The 18738-nt window shown below is 70.7% G+C and carries 16 protein-coding genes and 1 pseudogene; 9 read left to right on the top strand and 8 right to left on the bottom strand.

The window, feature by feature from the left end:
- Window positions 1–86: 86 nt before the first annotated feature.
- The gene (locus OWR29_RS21810; protein WP_267565127.1) at window positions 87–3341 is read left to right on the top strand and encodes a S8 family peptidase; all 3255 of its coding nucleotides are present in this window, start codon (window positions 87–89) and stop codon (window positions 3339–3341) included.
- On the opposite strand, the gene OWR29_RS21805 is transcribed toward OWR29_RS21810, so the two are convergent.
- Window positions 3330–4031, bottom strand: a complete 702-nt coding sequence (locus OWR29_RS21805) for an SDR family oxidoreductase (protein WP_267564903.1) — start codon at window positions 4029–4031, stop codon at window positions 3330–3332. The genes OWR29_RS21810 and OWR29_RS21805 overlap by 12 nt on opposite strands.
- Before the next feature lie 115 nt (window positions 4032–4146).
- On the opposite strand from OWR29_RS21805, the gene OWR29_RS21800 reads away from it, so the two are divergent.
- A complete protein-coding gene (locus tag OWR29_RS21800) occupies window positions 4147–4704 on the top strand; it encodes a TetR/AcrR family transcriptional regulator (protein WP_267564902.1) in 558 nt (185 codons plus the stop codon).
- A gap of 56 nt (window positions 4705–4760) precedes the next feature.
- On the opposite strand, the gene OWR29_RS21795 is transcribed toward OWR29_RS21800, so the two are convergent.
- Window positions 4761–5915, bottom strand: coding sequence for a lamin tail domain-containing protein (locus OWR29_RS21795; protein WP_267564901.1), 1155 nt, complete (start codon window positions 5913–5915; stop codon window positions 4761–4763).
- 317 nt (window positions 5916–6232) lie between these two features.
- Between OWR29_RS21795 and OWR29_RS21790 the strand changes: the two genes are divergently transcribed.
- Together OWR29_RS21790 and OWR29_RS21785 are read left to right on the top strand one after the other, a co-directional pair.
- On the top strand, window positions 6233–7003 hold the full coding sequence (locus tag OWR29_RS21790) for a pentapeptide repeat-containing protein (protein ID WP_267564900.1): 771 nt from the start codon (window positions 6233–6235) through the stop codon (window positions 7001–7003).
- Window positions 7003–7986 (top strand): annotated as a pseudogene (locus tag OWR29_RS21785) (TerC family protein); the annotation flags it as partial. The gene OWR29_RS21790 and the pseudogene OWR29_RS21785, both read left to right, overlap by 1 nt.
- Before the next feature lie 319 nt (window positions 7987–8305).
- Here the strand turns inward: OWR29_RS21785 and OWR29_RS21780 are convergent.
- Together OWR29_RS21780 and OWR29_RS21775 are read right to left on the bottom strand one after the other, a co-directional pair.
- Window positions 8306–9544, bottom strand: coding sequence for a translation initiation factor 2 (locus tag OWR29_RS21780; protein ID WP_267564898.1), 1239 nt, complete (start codon window positions 9542–9544; stop codon window positions 8306–8308).
- Window positions 9545–9705: 161 nt separating this feature from the next.
- Complete coding sequence (locus tag OWR29_RS21775; protein ID WP_267564897.1) at window positions 9706–10557, bottom strand: spermidine synthase; 852 nt, start codon at window positions 10555–10557, stop codon at window positions 9706–9708.
- A gap of 17 nt (window positions 10558–10574) precedes the next feature.
- Here OWR29_RS21775 and OWR29_RS21770 point away from each other — a divergent pair, with 17 nt between their 5' ends.
- The 3 genes from OWR29_RS21770 to OWR29_RS21760 are packed head-to-tail and all read left to right on the top strand — an operon-like array spanning window position 10575 to window position 13708.
- Window positions 10575–12080: a DUF1800 domain-containing protein gene (locus OWR29_RS21770; RefSeq protein WP_267564895.1), complete on the top strand. Its 1506-nt coding sequence runs from the start codon at window positions 10575–10577 to the stop codon at window positions 12078–12080.
- On the top strand, window positions 12077–13294 hold the full coding sequence (locus OWR29_RS21765; protein WP_267564894.1) for a DUF1501 domain-containing protein: 1218 nt from the start codon (window positions 12077–12079) through the stop codon (window positions 13292–13294). The genes OWR29_RS21770 and OWR29_RS21765 overlap by 4 nt, the downstream gene beginning before the upstream one ends.
- A 42-nt stretch (window positions 13295–13336) precedes the next feature.
- A complete protein-coding gene (locus tag OWR29_RS21760; protein WP_267564893.1) occupies window positions 13337–13708 on the top strand; it encodes a hypothetical protein in 372 nt (123 codons plus the stop codon).
- A 28-nt stretch (window positions 13709–13736) separates the two neighbouring features.
- Here the strand turns inward: OWR29_RS21760 and OWR29_RS21755 are convergent, their stop codons facing one another.
- The 3 genes from OWR29_RS21755 to malQ all read right to left on the bottom strand — a co-directional run bounded on the left by OWR29_RS21755 (window position 13737) and on the right by malQ (window position 16111).
- Window positions 13737–13919: an antitoxin gene (locus tag OWR29_RS21755; RefSeq protein WP_267564892.1), complete on the bottom strand. Its 183-nt coding sequence runs from the start codon at window positions 13917–13919 to the stop codon at window positions 13737–13739.
- A gap of 63 nt (window positions 13920–13982) precedes the next feature.
- On the bottom strand, window positions 13983–14165 hold the full coding sequence (locus OWR29_RS21750) for an antitoxin (RefSeq protein WP_267564891.1): 183 nt from the start codon (window positions 14163–14165) through the stop codon (window positions 13983–13985).
- Entirely contained in the window at window positions 14162–16111 is a 1950-nt protein-coding gene (malQ, locus tag OWR29_RS21745; RefSeq protein WP_267564890.1) for a 4-alpha-glucanotransferase, read from the bottom strand. Before malQ ends, OWR29_RS21750 begins: the two co-directional genes overlap by 4 nt.
- 93 nt (window positions 16112–16204) lie before the next feature.
- On the opposite strand from malQ, the gene OWR29_RS21740 reads away from it, so the two are divergent.
- On the top strand, window positions 16205–16489 hold the full coding sequence (locus OWR29_RS21740; protein ID WP_267564888.1) for a hypothetical protein: 285 nt from the start codon (window positions 16205–16207) through the stop codon (window positions 16487–16489).
- A 46-nt stretch (window positions 16490–16535) separates the two neighbouring features.
- Window positions 16536–17777 carry a chitosanase gene (locus OWR29_RS48045; protein ID WP_324291261.1) on the top strand — a complete coding sequence of 414 codons (1242 nt, stop codon included), beginning with the start codon at window positions 16536–16538 and terminating at the stop codon, window positions 17775–17777.
- Here OWR29_RS48045 and OWR29_RS21725 read toward each other — a convergent pair.
- A complete protein-coding gene (locus OWR29_RS21725) occupies window positions 17774–18706 on the bottom strand; it encodes a carbohydrate-binding protein (RefSeq protein WP_267564887.1) in 933 nt (310 codons plus the stop codon). The two genes, OWR29_RS48045 and OWR29_RS21725, sit on opposite strands and share 4 nt — an antisense overlap.
- Window positions 18707–18738: the final 32 nt, after the last annotated feature.

Here is an 18738-nt window from a genome sequence, read left to right as displayed (position 1 = left end):
GATGGATCTTCGGGCAACGGCGTTGCACGATCTTGCGCACCGACGCGCAACCCGCGCGGAGATCCATCGAGGAGCCTCCCTTGCCCGTGAGGACCCACCGCCTGCTAGCCGCAGGCCTGCTCGTAGCCGCCCTGACCGCCGTTCCCGCCACCCCGGGCCACGCCGCGCCGACGGCCGCCATCGGCACCACCTCCTACACCGTCACCCTGCTCACCGGCGATGTCGTCACCGTCAACCCGGGCGTGCCGAATTGCGGCGGCGTCCGGGTGCGGCCCGCCGCCACCAGCGGCGCGATCCTGCGCCGCTGCGACCCCGACGGCCACGTCCACGTCATCCCGTCCTCGGTCGCGGGGCAGATCGGCACGCTCTACGACGAGGACCTGTTCGACGTCACGACGTTGATCGCCAACGGGTACGACGACGCCCGCTCGCCCGACCTGCCGGTGATCATGCGGCCGTCGGGCGGCGCCAGGATCGCCGGTAAGGCGCTGCCCAGCCTCGGCGCGGTGGCCGTCCGCCTGCCCAAGAAGCAGGACACCGCCGCCCGCAAGACGACCGGGGCGGCCGAGAAGATCTGGCTCGATCACCGCGTACGGGCCACGCCTCTTCGTGGCAGCGGCCGGCTCGACACCAATCTCACCCAGATCTCCGCGCCGGAGGCCTGGGAGTCGGGCTTCACCGGCCGGGGCGTCCGGGTCGCGGTGCTCGACACCGGGGCCGACTTCACCCACCCCGACCTGGCCGGCCGGGTCGCCGAGAAGGCCGACTTCATCACCGACGGCGGCGACGCGACCGACCACAACGGACACGGCACGCATGTGGCGACCACCGTGGCCGGCTCCGGCGCGGCCTCCGGCGGCACCCGGCGCGGCGTCGCCCCGGACGCGGAACTGCTGGTCGGCAAGGTGCTGGACGACTTCGGCGGCGGCTCCGACTCGCAGGTCATCGCGGGCATGGAGTGGGCCGCGGCCCGGGCCGACGTGGTCAGCATGAGCCTGGGCGACTCGACCGCGGGCGAGGACGGCCCGCTCACCCAAGCCCTGAACGAGTTGAGCGCGTCGACCGGCGCGCTCTTCGTGGTGGCGGCGGGCAACGACGGCCCCGGGCCGGCCACGGTGGCCTCGCCCGGCAACGCCGCGTCCGCGCTCACGGTCGGCGCCGTCGACTCGAAGGATCGCATCGCCGAGTTCTCCAGCCGGGGCCCGCTGACCGGCGCGCACACGGCCAAGCCCGAGGTGACCGCGCCGGGCGTCGACATCGTGGCCGGGCGGGCCGAGGGCACCACGCTGGGCGCCCCGATCGACGCGAACTACGTCAGCCTCTCGGGCACCTCGATGGCGACCCCGCACGTCGCCGGTGAGGTGGCGCTGGTCAAGCAGCGTCACCCGGACTGGCCGGCGGCGCGGCTCAAGGCGGCCGTGATCGGCGCGACCGATCCGGTGCCGGGCGCCGGCGTCTACACCGCTGGAGCGGGACGGATCAACGCCGTACGGGCCTTGGGGAATGTCGTCAGTCGCCAGCCTGTCGTCGCTCTCGGCACGACCGGGACCACCGCGACCCTGCAGTGGTCGGCCGCCGACGCCACCACGCTGCGGCTCGACGTGGCGGATCGCGGTGCTGTGTTGAATGCAGCCACGGTCCGTGTTCCCCGGAACGGGACGGCGGGGACGACCGTACGGATCGACCGGTCGGCCCTGCGCGGGCGCACCGGCTACTTCGCGGCCGTCGTCACCGCTCGTACAGAAAAAGGGGAATTGGTCAGCCGCACACCGGTCACCTTCGAGATCCCGGCGCCGCGCCACACGCTGACGATCGCGACGAAGCCGATGCCCGACGCGTACGAGGGCGGGTCGTCGTTCGTGGCGGCCAACCTGATCAACGAGGACGACCCGGCCATCGCCGCCCGTGCGACCAGCGGCGACCCCGGCGACGACCTGACCTTCGCCGATCTGCCGGCCGGCCGGTACGCGCTGCAGACGCTCTACTTCAGCAACCCGGCCGACTACGAGAGCCAGCGCGTCACCGTCATCAACGACGAGATCACCGTGCGGAAGGACCTGCAAATCAACGGCGACCCGGCCCGGGCCAAGCCCTTGAACGCCACTGTGGATGGTGTAGCGACACGCGCCGACGAGATGTGGCTCTCGACCTACCGCACCGCGGCGACCGGGCTGGCCTGGAGTCAGCAGCTCTCGGTCTACGGCGTCGATCCCGTACGCCTCTCGGTCGCGCCGATCACCAGGCCGTCGGCCGGAACCATGCGCGTCTACACCGCGTACAGCCTGGTGTCGCCGGCCGAGCAGCCGAGCCCGTACCACTACGACCTGATCCGGGCTCACCCCGACGGCATGGCGGCCGGCGAGAACTATCGGGTCACGCGGGCCGAACACGCCAAGCTCGGGAAGATCGAACAGCACAGCAACGTCATGACCTTCCCGTACGAGGTGATCCCGGCGATGCGGCGCTACGGCTACACACCGCAGGGGGAGTGGCTGTCCCACAGTTACTCCGCGCAACTGCCGGCCGTGCGCACCGACTATGTGTCACCCGGTTTCCTGTGGCAGGACGAGGGCCAGTTCAGCCAGATGGGGCAGGAAGGGCTTCGGTCGTACGCGCCGGGAAGCCGCACCGTGAAGCAGTGGGGCCGCCAGCCGGTGCACGCCGACTGGTACGACAACCCGGCCGGCGCTGCCTACGCCTGTGCGACCCCACCCACGCGGACGTCGGGCAACCTGCACTTCGACCTGACCACCCAGACCGAGTCGCACGACCGCACCGACTGCCTGGCCGGTGGATCGGTGCTGTTCACGCGGCAGCTGTCGCTCTATCGCAACGGCCAACTGGTGGGGACGAAGGCGGCTTCGCGGGCCGACTTCACCGTGCCGCGCGAAGCCGCCGGCTACCGGCTGCAGTTCGATGTGGACATGAGCCGCATCCAGACGATCTCGACGAGGACGAGCACGTCGTGGACGTTCCGGTCGGCCGGTCCGGCCGGGGTGGGCAGTGTGCCGTTGCCGTTGCTGGCGGTCGACTACGACCTGGCACTCGACCGGTTCAATCACGCGACCGGTGGGGCGGCCTATTTCACGGTGCGTCAGTCGCGTGAGCTCCGGCCACAGCGGGTCACTGCTTTCACCGTACGGACCTCGGTGGACGACGGGGCGAGCTGGCAGCAGGCCACGGTGCGCCGGTCGGACGACGGCTTCCGGGCCGTGCTGCCGAAGCCGCCGGCGGACGGTTTCCTGTCGTTGCGCGTGACCGCCACGGGCGACGGCGGCAGCGGCATCGATCAGACGATCCTGCACGCGTACGCCGGCTCGTCGGTGCCTTCAGGCCGCTAGCTGCGGATACAGCAGGGTGATGTCGCCCGACAGGGCCGACTTCACCCCGCGCGTGACGTCGTCGGCCAGCACCTCGAAGGCATTGGTCTCGATGCCTTCGAGGGCGGCCGCGGCCACGTCGGTCGCGTCCGACTTGGGGGCATCGATCTTGGCCGTCATGTCGGTGTCGACGTACGCGACGTGCAGGCCGGTGACGACGATGCCGCGCGGGGCAAGTTGCAGTCGCAGAGAGTTAGTCTGCGACCAGAGGGCGGCCTTCGAGGCGCTGTACGGGCCGCCGTCGGCCAGCCAGGACAGGGCGGAGTGCACGTTGAGCAGGTGGCCGCCGCCGTTGCGCTCGATCACCGGCACGAAGGCGCGGGTCACCAGCAGCGGGCCGTAGAAGTTCGTGTCGAGGTCCCGCCGCACGTCGTCGAGGGGCGATTCCAGGTACGAGGCACCGGCCGAGGCGCCGGCGTTGTTGATCAGGATGGTGACGTCGGACGCTCGCGCGGCCACCTCGGCTACGGAGGCCTCGTCGGTGACCTCGAGCTTCAGCGGTACGGCGTCCGGGTGCGTGACCGTCCGGGGATCACGGGCGGTGGCGTACACCTTGGCCGCCCCGCGCCGGAAGAGTTCGTCGACCAGCGCCTTCCCGATGCCGCGGCTGCCGCCGGTGACCAGAACGACCGAGTCTTTGATGGCTGTCATGCTGCGCTCCTTGAAACCGATCGGTTTCCAACGACGCTAAACCGATCGGTTTCCGGGCGGCAAGCAATGTGACGCGAGAAACCGATCAGTTTTCAGACGGAGTAGTCTGGTGAGCGTGACTGACACGCGTGACCGGCTGCTGGACGCGGCGGCCGACCTCTTCTACCGCGAGGGCGTCAACGTCGGCGTCGAGGCGCTGACCAAGGCGGCGGGCGTTTCGAAGCGCTCGATGTACCAGCTCTTCGGCAGCAAAGAAGAAGTGCTCGCCGCGAGCCTCGAACGCATCGCGCCCGGCTACAGCGCCACGCTGCTTCCCGGCAACGATGAAGGGACGCCGCGCGAGCGGATCCTGCACGTCTTCCGGGTGGTCGAAGAGGTCGCCGTCGAGCCGGACTTCTACGGCTGCCCGTTCATGGCCACCTCGGTCGAGATCAAGTCGGCCGAGCACCCGGCGCGGGCGGTGGCCCGCCACTTCAAGGACGAGCTGACCGAGTTCTTCCGTCGCGAGGCCGCCGCGGGCGGCGCGGCCGATCCGGCCCAGCTGGCGCAGCAGTTGACGATGACATTCGACGGTGCGAGCGCCTGGGGCGTGATGCACGGCGACGGGGTGAACGGCCAGGCCGTACGTATGGCCGAGGTGCTGCTGGATGCCGCCGGCGTCACCGGGACATAGGAAAGCCCGGCCTCCCCGTGACGGGAAGGCCGGGCTTCAGTGCGAATGTGAGCCGGTCAGCACTTGGTGTAGCCGGGGCCCAGCTTGGTCCACTTGCAGATGTCGACGTTGCCGCCGGCCGGGTTGCGCAGGTAGGCGATGTCGCCCAGGTTGTCCCAGACGTAGCCCGCCTTGCCGGCGCGGCCCCAGTGCCGGAACGAGCCGTTGTCGACGCCCTTGCCGGTGCGCACCAGGTACGACTGGCCGACGTTCATGTTGATGTTCGGGAACCGGTAGACGATGCCCTTGCCGTCACGGACGGTCCAGCCGTTGATGTTGATGGCCTTCTTCGTCATGTTCGTGATCTTGAAGTACTCGTTGAGCAGGCTGCCGTTGCTGCCCGAGTCCGTGCCCGGCGGGTCGTACTGGATGTGCGTGAACGCGATGGCCGGGCCGGTCGCCGGCGGCGGCGTGGTCGTCGGCGGCTTGGTCGGGGTTGTCGGCGGCTTCGTCGTCGGCGGAGTCGTCGGCGGCTTGGTGGTCGGCGGGGTCGTCGTGGGCGGGGTGGTCGTGGTGCCACCCGGCGTCCAGACGGTCACCTCGCCCGAGGTGGTGCCCCGCACGCCGTTGCTCGAGTCGCCGTCGAAGACGGCCCGGTAGGTCTGGTTGCCGCCGGGCTGGCCGGTCACGGCCTTGCTGAAGTCGGCGGTGTCGCCCGCGGTCTTGGCCGTCGTCACGGTCACCCAGGAGCTGCCGCTCTTGCGCTGGATGGTCACATCCAGGCCGGGCTGCGCCGGGAGGGCGTCACCGTTGAAGGTCAGGCTGCCGGGCGTGGTCGTGCTCGCGTTGGTGACCCAGAAGTTCACCTTGAGCCGGCTGTAGACGGTGATCTTCGTCGAGACCTGGTCGCCCTGGTGAACCTCGAAGAAGAAGCCGGTGTCGAGCCAGCGCTTGATGGTGAACTTGCCGGAAGCGTCGGCGGTCGCCTTGACGGTGCCGCTACCACCCTCCCAGTCGTCCGCCGGCTTCATCTCGTTGATGCTGATGGCGGTTTCCCACAGTTCGACCGTCGTGTTCGGGTCGGCGGTGCCGGTCATTTCGAACTGGCTGTAGCCCACAACCTCTTCCGGACCTTTGAGGGTGGGTTTGGCGGCAGCCGAAGCGGGGGCGGCGATGGCAAAGGTCGCCGCGACCCCGATGACGACGCCCTTAGTCACGAGCCTGGAGATCATTCGCAGCAGTGTAGTGATGAGTGACCTTGGTGGGATGGCCCGCCAGGACAATTACGGACAACCGTCAGGGCATCGATGAAGAAGCTTTCCGGTGAGGGCTTCCGGCACCGTTCGGCCGATTTGCACTGACGAATTTTCCCTTCTCAAGTCCCTGCGGGAAGCCGTTGTGGCGTTGAGTGATTTCCCCGCTACGCAAAATGAAAAGATTGGTGCGACCAATCTGGTCAAGTGTCCGTAATGGTGGCTTTGAGGAGTGACAAAGGTAATAGCGGCCGCGCCTGAAAAGAGAACGACAACCGTCTGAGACAGTGGTGGGGATGCCTGAACGGAAACTCCACGCCGACTGCTCGCGCTGCGCCGCCCTCTGCTGCGTGGCCCCCGCGTTCGCCAAGTCGTCGGACTTTGCCATCGACAAGCCGGCCGGCACGCCCTGCCGCAACCTCGGCGGCCACCTCTGCACGATCCACGAGCGCCTGGACGCGAGCGGCTTCCACGGGTGCGTCGTGTTCGACTGCTTCGGCGCCGGGCAACGCCTCACCCAGGAGACGTTCGGCGGCCGGGACTGGCACGAGAAGCCGCAGATGCTGACCCTGTTGCCGATCATGCGCCAGCTGCACGAGCTGATGTGGCTGATCACCGAAGCACTGAAGATTGACGAGGCTCGACCCGTACACGGGAAACTGCGGGACGCGCTCGCCCGGACCGACCACCTCGCCGCCGGCTCGCCGGCGAACCTGGAAACACTGGACCTCGACGCGCTCCGCGGCCGCGTCAACCCGCTGCTGCAGAAGGCCAGCGAGCTCGCCCGGGCCTCGATCCGGAACCGGAAGGACCACCGCGGCGCTCAGTTGATCGGGCGCAAGATGCGCGGGGCCGACCTGCGCGGGGCGAGCTTCCGCGGCGCGCTGCTGATCGGAGCCGACCTGCGGGACGCCGATCTTCGCCGGGCCGATTTCACGGGGGCCGACCTGCGGGGAACGGATCTGCGCGGCGCCGACCTGACCGGAGTGCTCTTCCTCACCGATTCGCAACGAAGAGCAGCACTCACGTCAAGCAACCAGAAACACTCCGGCCCTAGGATGACCTGATGCAGGAAGTGTCGGGTGTGGTGTGGCTGCTGACCGTTCTCGGCATCATCGGTCTGCTGCTGTACGACTTCTTCTTCCACGTGCGCAAGGCGCACATCCCGTCGCTGGGTGAGGCCACCCGGTGGACGGTGGTCTACGTGTCGATCGCCGTGCTGTTCGGGGTCGGCGTGTGGATCTTCGGCGGCAGCGACATGGGGGCCGAGTACTTCGCCGGCTACGTCACCGAGAAGGCGCTCTCGGTCGACAACCTCTTCGTCTTCCTGCTGCTCTTCTCGAGCTTCAAGGTGCCGCGGGCCGATCAGCAGAAGGTGCTGCTCGTCGGCATCGTCGTGTCGCTGCTGGCCCGTACGGGCTTCATCTTCCTCGGCTCGGCGCTGATCAACTCGTTCGCCTGGGTGTTCTACCTGTTCGGGCTCATTCTGCTGATCACCGCCGGCAACCTGCTGCGCGAGCAGCGCAACGACGACGAGGCGCCGGACAACTTCGTCATCAAGATCGCCCGGCGGGTGCTGCGCACCTCGGACGAGTACGACGGCGACAAGCTGTTCACCGTGCAGGACGGCAAGCGCGTGCTCACGCCGATGCTGCTGGTCATGGTGGCCATCGGCGGCACCGACATCCTGTTCGCGCTCGACTCGATCCCGGCCATCTTCGGCCTCACCCAGAACGTCTACCTGGTCTTCACGGCGACCGCGTTCTCGCTGCTCGGCCTGCGCCAGCTCTACTTCCTGATCGACGGGCTGCTCGACCGGCTGGTCTACCTCTCGTACGGTCTGGCCGCGATCCTGGCCCTGATCGGCGTGAAGCTGATCCTGCACGCCATGCACGAGAACAACGTGCCGTTCATCAACGACGGCGAGCCGATCCACGTGGTCGAGATCTCCACGGCGCTGTCGCTCTCCCTGATCATCGGCATCCTCATCATCACCGTGGTGGCGTCGCTGCTCAGTCCAAAGGGCCGGGCCCAGACGTACGTGGCCGCGGCCCGCCGCCACGCCAACGAGTTCCTCGACATCGAGACCGACCCGGCCTACTGCGACGAGATCTTCCACCGTCTGCTGGTCGAAGAGGCGCGGCTCAAGAGCCTGCCCGAGAAATACCGGGCCCGCATCCGGGCCGAGGACGAGCTGATGGCGTTGCTGGGCCGGGCTCACGTCCTGCACGACGAGCGGGTCGCCAACGGCACCTGCTTCGTCCCGGCCGGCGGCCCGCTGGCCACCAAGTCACCGCTGAAGAGCGCGGAGCAGTAAGGGCGGCCGGAACAGCGGAAGACCGGGCCGCCCCGAGACGGCCCGGTCTCCTTCAGCCCTGGCGGTGGCTGCCCCGCCCGCTGCTGCCCACCTCACCGTCCTGGCGCGGAGCGCTGCCGCGCCCGCGGGCCGCGTTGCCGGCGAACCGGGCGGCGGTGCGGCGGACCGATTCGGCCCGGTCGCTGATCTCGTCGCTGTTGTCGTCGGTGGCGCCGCGCGGCCGGGGAGCACCGGACGGCTGGACGCCGAGGTAGGCGGAGAGATTGGTCTGATTCTCGGGGTCGACTCGCCGGCTGCCGCCGAGCGGCGCCTCGCCACCGGAGACGAGATCGGCCACCCGGGCGGCCAGGTCGGCGGCGCGGGCGTCGAGGTCGGGATGGCCGCGCAGAGCGGATTCCTCGGCCGGGCGCGCCGACCAGGCCTCGCGCTGTGTCACGGACTCGCTCTGTGGCACCACCGGGATGCGAGCCGTGCGCTCGTACGACCGACCGGTCTCAGCCGCCGGCTCATCCCAGGAAGAGGGCGCAGCCGGCGACTCCCAGGAGGAGGAGGGCGAGGAGGGCGCGGCCGGCGACGAACTGCTCCAGGCCGGCGAACGCCCCGAGCCGTTCCAGGCCGTGGGGATGGGTGAGCCGTCGCGGGCCAGAGGAGCCGTCGGCGCCGAGTCGTCCCAGGCGACGACCGGCGCGACCGGCGCGTAGCCGGGGGCCGGCGCCGCCTGCGTCTCGACCGACACGGCGCCGATCAGCGAGACGGTCTGCCCCTCGCCACCCTGGAAGTTGTTGAACTCGGGCCCGATGACCAGCCGGGACAGCATGCGGACCTGCGGCGCCGCGATGCCCAGCTCGCCTGCGTTCTCGACCCGGTAGCGCGCGATCGCCTGCCGCAGCAGGTTGGCCACCCGGTCGGCGTCGCGCACGGTGGCCAGGTCGCCCCCGGCGAAGACGAGCGCGGGGAAGCTGCCGTTCGGGCCGCCGCAGACCAGCTGGATCTGGGTGACGGTGGCCTGCCGTCCGGAATCGCGGCTGCCCGGCTGCACGCGCAGGTGCTGCGGCCACGGCCAGCGCAGCTCGCCGGTGTCGGCCGAGCCCGGGCCCAGATAGAGGGCGCGCTGGTCGGTGATGACGACCTCGGTCTCTTCGGGCAGGGTCCAGCGTGGCAGCGAGGCGGGTTCGTCGAAGGCGTACTCGGCCACGGCGCAGTGGCCGCTCCAGAGCACTCGTTCGCCGGCGCCCAGCACGATCTGCGGCGCGGCTAAGGCCGCGTCGCCCACGTAGTAATGCTCGGACATGCGCGCTTCCCCCCAGTACGCGCCGCGCCCCAGGGCACACGCGGCCTACCGATTACAACTGCGCATGGGAGCGCAAACAAGTCGGCAAGCGCGAATCACACGAGATTTCCTGACGGCAACACGACAGGCCGGAAATCCTTGCCTCTTTGGGGGAGGGTGCGTTACACGCGGTTACCGAACAGGGTCGCGGGCGGAGTCGGCGAGGCTACGGCGACACTGTCGGTGACGGGCGCCGCCCCACCGGCGAAACGCTCGAGGTCGGTCTCGAGGCGGCCGGGGAACCAGTCGCCGGCCGCCCGTCGGGCCAGCCCGGCCACCGGTGGCGGAGTGTGACCGGCGATCACCACGAGGTTGCCGAACCGGCGGCCGCGCAGCACCGAGGCGTCGGCGATCAGACAGGCCTCGGGCAGTGCGGCCCGCAGGGTGGCGACCTGGGCCCGGGCGTGCCGCAGCGGGGGCCCGTCGGTGATGTTGACGACCAGGTGACCACCGGGGCCGAGCACGCGGGCCAGCTCGCGGGCGAACTCGACCGAGGTGAGGTGGGCCGGGGTGCGGGCGCCGGCGAAGACGTCCAGCACGATCAGGTCGTACCCGGCGTCGCGCATGCCCTCGACCTCGGCCCGCGCGTCGCCGACCCGTACGCGGATGTTGGCCTTGGCCGGAAGGGGCAGCGCCCGGCGCACGAACTCGACCAGGGGCCCGTCGATCTCGACCACCCGCTGGGCCGAGCCGGGCCGGGTGGTGGCGATGTAGCGGGGAATGGTCAGCGCGCCCCCGCCGAGGTGCAGCGCGCGCAGGGGCTGCCCGGGCGGGGCCAGCAGGTCGATCGCCGCGGCCATCCGGCGCACGTACTCGAACTGCAGGTGCGTGGGGTCGGCCAGGTCGACGTGGGACTGCGGGGCGCCGTCGAGCAACAGGGTGTACGCCGTGTCCCGGTCGGGGTCGGGCAGCAGCTCGGCGACCCCCGAGGCAACCGTCTCCACCTGTCGTTCCGACCTTTTGCGCTGTGCCACCCGTCCAGTATCCCCGGGTGCGATCGGGGAGCATCGGCGCCGATCCGCGACGGAGTCCGGCGGCCCGGCCGACCTCGTACGGTGTGAACGCGTCTGACCTTTTGCCCGCCGACCCGCTGCTGCACCTGCTGCGCCGGGCGACCTTCGGGCCCACGCCGGCCTCGGTGGCCGAGATCCGGCGGCTGGGCGCGTCGGCCTGGCTCGACCGTCAGCTCAAGCCGTCCACGATCCCCGACCCGGTCGGCGACGGCCTGATGCGGCGGTTCCCCTTCGCCCAGCTGTCCATCTCCGGCGTACGGCAGAAGATCGCCGCCGGCCAGCTGAAGAAGTACGACTGGCGGCCGATGTGGCAGCTCAGTCACGCCGCCGTGGCCCGGGCCGTCTGGAGCGAGCGGCAGCTGTTCGAGGTGATGGCCGACTTCTGGTCGAACCACCTCAACGTCACCTGCCCGACCGGCGACGTGTGGCCGACGCGCACCGACTACGACCACAACGTGATCCGCCGGCACGCCCTGGGCCGCTTCGCCGACCTGCTCAAGGCCTCGGCCAAGCACCCGGCGATGCTGACGTACCTGGACAACCGCTGGTCGACCAAGGCCGCGCCGAACGAGAACTACGGTCGTGAGCTGCTGGAACTGCACACGGTCGGGCTCGCCTACACCGAGGCCGACGTCAAGAACGCCGCGCGCCTGTTCACCGGGATGACCGTCAACAACGAGACCAATTACTACGCGTACGACGGAAAGAAGCACGCCGTCGGCGCGATCAAGGTGCTCGGCTTCCGCCACGCCAACGCGACCGCCGCCGGCGGCGAGAAGGCGGCGCTGGCGCTGCTCGACTACCTGGCGATGCACACCGCGACCGCCCGCCGGATCGTGACCAAGCTCTGCGTCCGGTTCGTGGCCGACCAGCCGCCCGCGAGCCTGATCACCCGCCTGGTCAAGGTCTACCTGGACAACCGCTCGGCCGTCGTGCCGGTGCTGCGGGCGCTGTTCGCCTCGCCCGAGTTCGCGGCGTCGATCGGGGCCAAGACCCGTACGCCGTTCGAGGACGTGGTGGCGACGGTGCGCACCCTGAACCTGCGACCGGAGCCGACCGGCACCGAGGCGATCGCGAGTCTCTACTCGATGTGCCGCAACGCCGGGCAGGCGCCCCTGGGCTGGGCCCCGCCCAACGGCTACCCGGACGTGGCGAGCGCCTGGGCCTCGTCGTCCGGGCTGCTGGTGCGCTGGAACCTGAACCTGAGCCTGGCCGCGGGCTGGTGGCCGACCGCGCTCGTCCGGCCGGAATCGGAACTGCGGGAGTACGCCGGTCCGCTGCCGGCCACGCACGGCGCGCTGATCGATGCGGTCTCGACCCGGCTGATCGGCGGCACGCTGCCGCGGTCGTCGGTCGAGGCGCTGGCCCGCTTCTTCGACAAGACGGCGGCCTCGCCGCTCAAGGCCACCGACCCGGCCGTGGGCTGGAAGTTCCCGTACCTGATGGCGATGCTGCTCAACTCGCCGTCCTTCGCCCTGAGGTGACTGACACGATGCTGAACTGCGAATGCAAGCGACGGACGCTGCTCGGCGGCGCGGTGGCCGGCCTGACCGGCGCCATGCTCTCGACCAAGCTCGCCTTCGCCGCCGGCAACCGGCCCGGCGGCGACGTGTTCGTGCTGCTCTCGCTGCGCGGCGGCTTCGACGGGCTCTCGGCCGTGGTGCCGGCCGGCGACGCCGCGTACTACCGGGCGCGACCCGGCATCGCCGTGCCCAGGGCCAAGCTGATCGGCGGCGACCGGCACTTCGGGCTGCACCCGGCCCTCGCCCCGCTGCTGCCGTTCTGGAAGTCGGGAAAGCTCGGCGCCGTGCACGCGGTGGGCATGCCGGCGCCCAACCGCTCGCACTTCGCCGCCATGGAGGAGCTCGAGCGGGCCGCGCCCGGCACGTCCACGCGTACGGGCTGGCTCGACCGCATGACCGGCGGGCTCGGCGTCACCGACCCGTTCGGCGCGGTCTCGGTCGGCCAGGCCCGCCCGGCCCGGGTGCTCGACGGCCCGGCGCCCAACGTCGGCCTGCGCTCGGTCGACTCGTTCGTGCTCAACGGCGAGGCCGACACCAAGCCGATCGCGGCCACGATGGCGGCCCTGTGGGCGGACGCGCCGGCCGGACTCGGCGGCCCGGCGACGCAGCTGCTCGGCGCGCTCGACACCGCCAAGACCGTGCAGGCGACCGGCTACACGCCCGCCAACGGCGCGGCCTATCCGGACACCGAGCTGGGTCAGGCGCTGCTCGACGTGGCCCGGCTGATCAAGGCGGACGTCGGGCTGGCCACGGCCACTGTCGACGTCGGCGACTGGGACATGCACGAGAACCTGAACCGCAAGATGCCTCAGCAACTGGCCGACTTCGCGGCGGCGCTGGCCGCGTTCGCCACCGACCTCGGGCCGGACGGCCTGGGCCGGGTCACGCTGGTAACGATCAGCGAGTTCGGGCGGCGGGTGGCCGAGAACGGCTCGGGCGGGCTCGACCACGGCTACGGCAACGCGATGTTCGTGCTCGGCGGTCACGTCAACGGCGGCCGGGTGCACGGGCGCTGGCCCGGGCTGGACGCGGGCAAGCTGGTGGGCGGCGATCTCGCCGTCACCACGGACTACCGCGCGGTCATCGGCGAGGTCCTGCGTACGCGCTGCGGGGTGAACGACCTCGGGTCGGTCTTCCCCGGTGTGCGTCCGTCCTCGTTGGGGCTATTTCGGTAAAAGCGTCACATTCAGCGGCCGTTGTCGCTCGACACTGGTCGGGTGTCCACGAGCAACGTATTGGCGCACCTCATCGGCGACCAGAAGCGTCCACCAGTGCCCCCGCCCGCGGGGGAGATGCCGGCGATCCTGGCGGCGGCCCAGGAAGAGGCCGGTCCGCCGCTGAAGATCCGGCGGTTCCTGTCCGAGGACGGGCCGGCCTTCTGGCGCTGGGACTGTGCGAACTGCGGCGAGTACGGCGGTGGCCGGCACCACTCCGACGCGATCAACCGGGCCACCCGGCACTGCGCCGAGCACCCGGAGCACCGCTCCTCGCTGCTGCCGCCGATGCTGTGCAAGCAGCGCGACGCCTACATGCCGCCGCACCCCATGCTGTTCGCGGTCGACGACGACCCGCCGCCCCCGCCGCTCTGAGCGGGGAGGGCGGCGGCTGCCGGCACTGCTACTGCTGCTGGCTGTCGCCCGAGCCGGTGCGCTGCTGGGCGGCGTCCTGAGCCTTGTCGACCTGCGACTCGTACTTGTCGCCGGTGCGCTTGTCGACCTGGTCGCCCGCCTTCTCGATGCCCTGGTCGACCTGCTCGTCGTGCTTGTCGGCGAAGTCCTTGGCCTTGTCCATGAAACCCATCTCATGCTCCTTCGCTTGCCAGGGGTACGAGACTGGGGTTCCCGGCCGGGGCCGAAGAAAACGTCAGTGCCGGGTGGTGTCGCCCTGGCCCGTACGCTTCTGGGCCTCGTCCACCGCCTTGTCGATGTTCGCCGTGTGCTTGTGACCGGTGCGCTTGTCGACCTCGTCGCCGATCTTGTCGAGCGCCTGGTCGACCTTGTCGTCGTGCTTGTCCAGGAAGTCCTTGGCCTTGTCTAAGAAGCTCATCGGTGTGCCTTTCGCTGAGTTCGTGCGCCGAGGATCGCGGCGACCGCGTGCATCCGCGGATCCTTCGCGATGTCCTCGAGGTTGGCGGACAACGGCATCCGCCAGTTCGGGTACTCGTTCATAGTGCCGGGAAGGTTGGGCTGAGCAAGCTCCCCCAGCACGTCATACAGCGAGGCTGTCACGAAACGGCACGGCGTACGGGCGAGAAACTCGTGCATCGCCACGATGATCTCGTCGTCCGTGCTCTCCTTCGTGATCAGGCCTTCCGCCCGCAGCGCGGTCAGCAGGGCCTCCCGATCCCGCTCGGCGTTGCGCTGCTCCTGCTCGACCGGGCCGGCCAGCTGACCGAGCTCGGCCCGTACGCGCACCTGTTCGCCGGTGAGGAAGCCCCGGGCCGTGGGCAGGTCATGCGTCGAGATCGAGGCCAGCGCGTTCCGCTTGTACTCGGCGGGCGGATAGAAGACGTCGTCCGGGTCGTCCCAGTCGCGGGTGAAGTAGAGCACCGCCGAGCCCAGCATGTTGCGCTGCTCCAGGCCCTCGGTCATCTCGGGCAGCACGGTGCCGAGGTCTTCGCCGATCACGACGGCGCCCGCCCGCTGCGCCTCGAGGGCCAGGATGCCGAGCATCGCGTCCGGGTCGTAGTGCACGTACGTGCCCTCGGCCGGGCCCATGCCCGGCGGCACCCACCACAGCCGCCACAGCCCGGCCACGTGGTCGACCCGCAGCCCGCCGGCGTGCCGGAAGATCCGTCGCAGCATGTCCCGGTAGGCCGCGTAGCCGGTCGCGATGAGCTGGTCGGGCCGCCAGGCGGCCAGCCCCCAGTCCTGCCCGAGCTGGTTGAACGCGTCCGGTGGGGCGCCCGCGTGCACGCCCGCGGCCAGCACGTCCTGCAGCAGCCAGCCGTCGGCCCCGGCCGGGTCGATGCCCACGGCCAGGTCGTGCACCACGCCGACCGGCATCCCGCCCGCCCGGGCGGCCTCGTTGGCCTCCTCCAGCTGGGCGTTCATCAGGCGCTGGAGCCAGGCGTGGAAGGCGACCCGGTCGCTGGTGAACTCGCGGACCGCCGGCGAGTCGGGCCGGCGCAGCTCCGCCGGCCACTCCTGCCAGTTCGCGCCGTGCCGCTCGGCCAGCGCGCAGAACCGGGCGTAGTCGGTCAGGCCGGGGTCGCTCTCGAGGTCGACCTCGCCCGCCAGCGGCCACAGCAGCTCGAGCGCGGCCCGCTTGGCCTGCCACACCGCGGAGTAGTCGATCAGCCCGTCGGCCGTCGGCGGCGGCTTGAGCGCGTCGACCGTGGCCCGCAGCGGCGGGTCGGCCCGGCGGTACTCGTCGGTGTCGCTGATGCGCAGGTAGAGCGGGTTGGCGAAGCGGCGGCTGGAGGGCGAGTAGGGCGACGCCGGCACCGGCAGCGTCGGGGTGATCGCGTGCAGCGGGTTGAGCAGCACCAGCCCCGGCCCGCCCGAGGCGCCGATGAACTCGCGCAGGTCGCCCAGGTCGCCCATGCCCCACGAGCGCTCCGAGTGCAGCGCGTAGAGCTGCAGCATCCAGCCCCACGTCTGCGGCGGCTCGGGCAGCTCGGCCGGCACCACGATCAGGGTGATCTCTTGATCGGCCGTGTGCAGCTTGTGCCAGCCCAGCGGCAGATCGGCCGGGATCTCGTCGCCCTCGCGCTCGGTGCCGTCCTCCAGCACGATCGTGGCGGTGGCGGGCAGCTCGCGGGACTCACCGGCCCGCACGACCACGGTGCCCGGCATCCGGCCCAGGCGCTCGCGCTCCCGGACCGCCTCGAGCTCGCCGGCGATGGCCTCGGGCGTGCTCGCGTCGACGCCCAGCAGCTTCAGGACTCCCACCACCGACTCGGCGGCGACGTCCTTGCGCTCGCGGTGCCAGTCCTCGTACCAGGTGGCCACCCCGTGTGCCGTCGCCAGAGCCGCCAGATCGGCGTCCATCCCGTCCCCTTTCGTCGCTGCCACTGCTCATACCCTGCCCGATGAGGGGGTAGTCGCGGGATACCTCTTGCGACAGTCGGTCAGGATGGAACGATGTCTTCGGTAATCAAGCTGTGGTCCCGCCTCGCCGCCGTGGTGACCGGGACGGTGCTGGCCGTGGTCGTGCCGGCGCACGCCTGGGCCGCGAGCAACGGCCTCGACACTGTCATGATCGAGGCCGCCCGGTCCCGGCGCCGCCGCGGCGGCTTCGGGTTCTTCGGCCTCTTCGGCGGCCTGTGCTGCCTGTTCGTGGTGGCTGCGATCGTTCTCGTGATCGTGCTGGTCGCGCGTAACCGCAGGAAGCCCAAGGACCCGCAGGACCCCAGATACCCCCGATAACACCGAAGCCCGGCGATCATGGCCGGGCGCGACCTAGCGTTGAAGCATGCGGATCCGTGCTGACAACGTCCGGACGGTCGCGCTGGCCGCCGGCGTGGGCGTGACGCTGTGCGTCCCGCTGGCCATCTCGGTGGCCGCCGCCGGCAGCGACACGGTGCTGATCAGCCGGGGCCGCCCGGCCGCCGCCTCCTCGGTCACCGGCGCCGACGTCGCCGCGCGGGCCAACGACGCCAGTTCGGTCACCCGGTGGGTCAGCGTGGCCGGGCCGGGCACCCAGTGGGTGCGGATCGACCTGGGCTCGGTCAAGCGGATCGACCGGGTGCGGCTGCAGTGGTCGGGCACCTTCGCCAAGACGTACCGGGTGCAGACCTCGACCGACGGCTCGAACTGGGTCAGCGTGTACGCGACCACGGCCGGCAACGGCGGCGCCGACGACCTCAAGCAGCTCAACGGCACCGGCCGCTACCTGCGGGTGCTGGCCACCCAGCGGGCCCGCGCGACGGGCGGCTACGGGCTGAGCGACGTTCGCGCGTTCGGCCCGGCCGGGAAGGCGCTGCCGGCCGCCGCGCCCGCCACCGGCTCGCTGGCCTCGGGCCTGGAGGACTCCCGCAAGAAGGAGCGCGCGCTGGCGCTGATCTCCAGTGCCGAGAACTCGACGCTGGGCTGGCGCGGCCAGTTCGGCTACATCGAGGACATCGGCGACGGCCGCGGCTACACGGGCGGGATCGTCGGCTTCACCTCGGGCACGGCCGACATGCTGGCCGTCGTCAACGCGTACGCCAAGCGCAAGCCCGGCAACGTGCTGCAGAAATACCTGCCCGCCCTGCGCGCGGTCAACGGGTCGGACTCGCACGCCGGCCTCGACCCGGGCTTCGTGCCGGCGTGGCGGGCCGCGGCCAAAGATCCGGTGTTCCAGAAGGTGCAGGAGGCCGCGCGGGACGCGTACTACTTCACCCCGTCCATGCGGCTGGCCCGGGACGACGGGCTGCGGGCGCTGGGCCAGTTCGCCTACTTTGACGCGGCGGTGATGCACGGTGTCTCGGGGCTCCGGGTCATCCGGGCGGCCGCCGTGCGTACGGCGAGAACCCCGGCCCAAGGCGGCGACGAACTGGCGTACCTGAACGCCTTTCTGAACGCCCGCGTGGCCGAGATGCGCACCGAGGCGGCTCACGAGGACGTCAGCCGGGTCGAGACCGCGCAGCGCCTATTCCTGCGCCGCAGCAACCTCGACCTCACCACGCCGCTGACCTGGCAGGTCTACGGCGACACGTACCGGCTGACGAACTAGACCTTCGTGAAGAGGTTCGGCAGGTTGGAGGGCTCCCAGCCGGGCAGCGCGGTGTGCGCCTCTTTCACCTTGTAGGTCACGCCCTTGTAGGTGACCAGGTCGCCCGCCTTGTAGTCGGTGAACGCCTTCCACGCTTTCGCCGCCGGCTTGGTCGCGGGCGGCTTGGTCGCAGGCGGCTTGCTCGCGGGCGGCTTGCTCGTGGGCGGGGCTTTTGTGGGCGGAACGGTCGTGGGCGGCGCGGTCGTCGGCGTCGGTGACGGCTGGGCCGACGTGGGCGCCGGCGTCGTGGGCGCCGGCATCGGCTTCTCGCCGGCGGTCACCTTCACGAAGTCGACCACCATGCGGGCCGGGCGGCGTCCGTCGGTGGCCAGGTTGAGCACCAGCGCGATCGGCAGGCCGGGCTCGGCGGGCGTCAGCTTGAGGGCGGGCTTGCCGTCGACCGACCACACCACCGAATTCGGGGACCAGTCGATCGCGTACGTGTGGAACTCGCGGCCCGACGTCGGGTCGGCCTTCTTGTCGAGAACATCGACGTCGCCCCGCAGCACCCGCCCGTACTTGTCGACCACGCCGAAGGCCCGCCACGGACCGCCGGCGCGCCGCACCTTGATCCGCGCCTCCGCGTGCCCGAACGGCTCGGCGAACGCCTTGCGGGTGCTGACCAGCCGGTTCACCACCAGGCGGCCCTCGCCGTCCTGCAGGCCGTTACGCGCTTCGCCGTCCAGCAGCCACTTCGAGGGGTCGAGAGCGGAGCCGCGCCCGCCGTTGAAGTCGTCGTCGAAGACCGGCCGGTGCTCCGACGCGACCGCGACGTCACCCTGTCCGGTGACGGCGATGGCGCCCACCAGCCCGGCGCTCGCCACCGCGAGGGCGAGCAGGGCGCGCGGCCGGATCAGCCAGCCTGAGGTTCCCGAACTGTGACGTGCCACAGCACGAGACCTTCTCGAAGGTGAGACGTTCT

The organism is Paractinoplanes pyxinae, assembly GCF_026626335.1.
GTDB classification, from domain to species: domain Bacteria; phylum Actinomycetota; class Actinomycetes; order Mycobacteriales; family Micromonosporaceae; genus Actinoplanes; species Actinoplanes pyxinae.
This window is presented reverse-complemented; position numbering and strand designations above follow the sequence as displayed.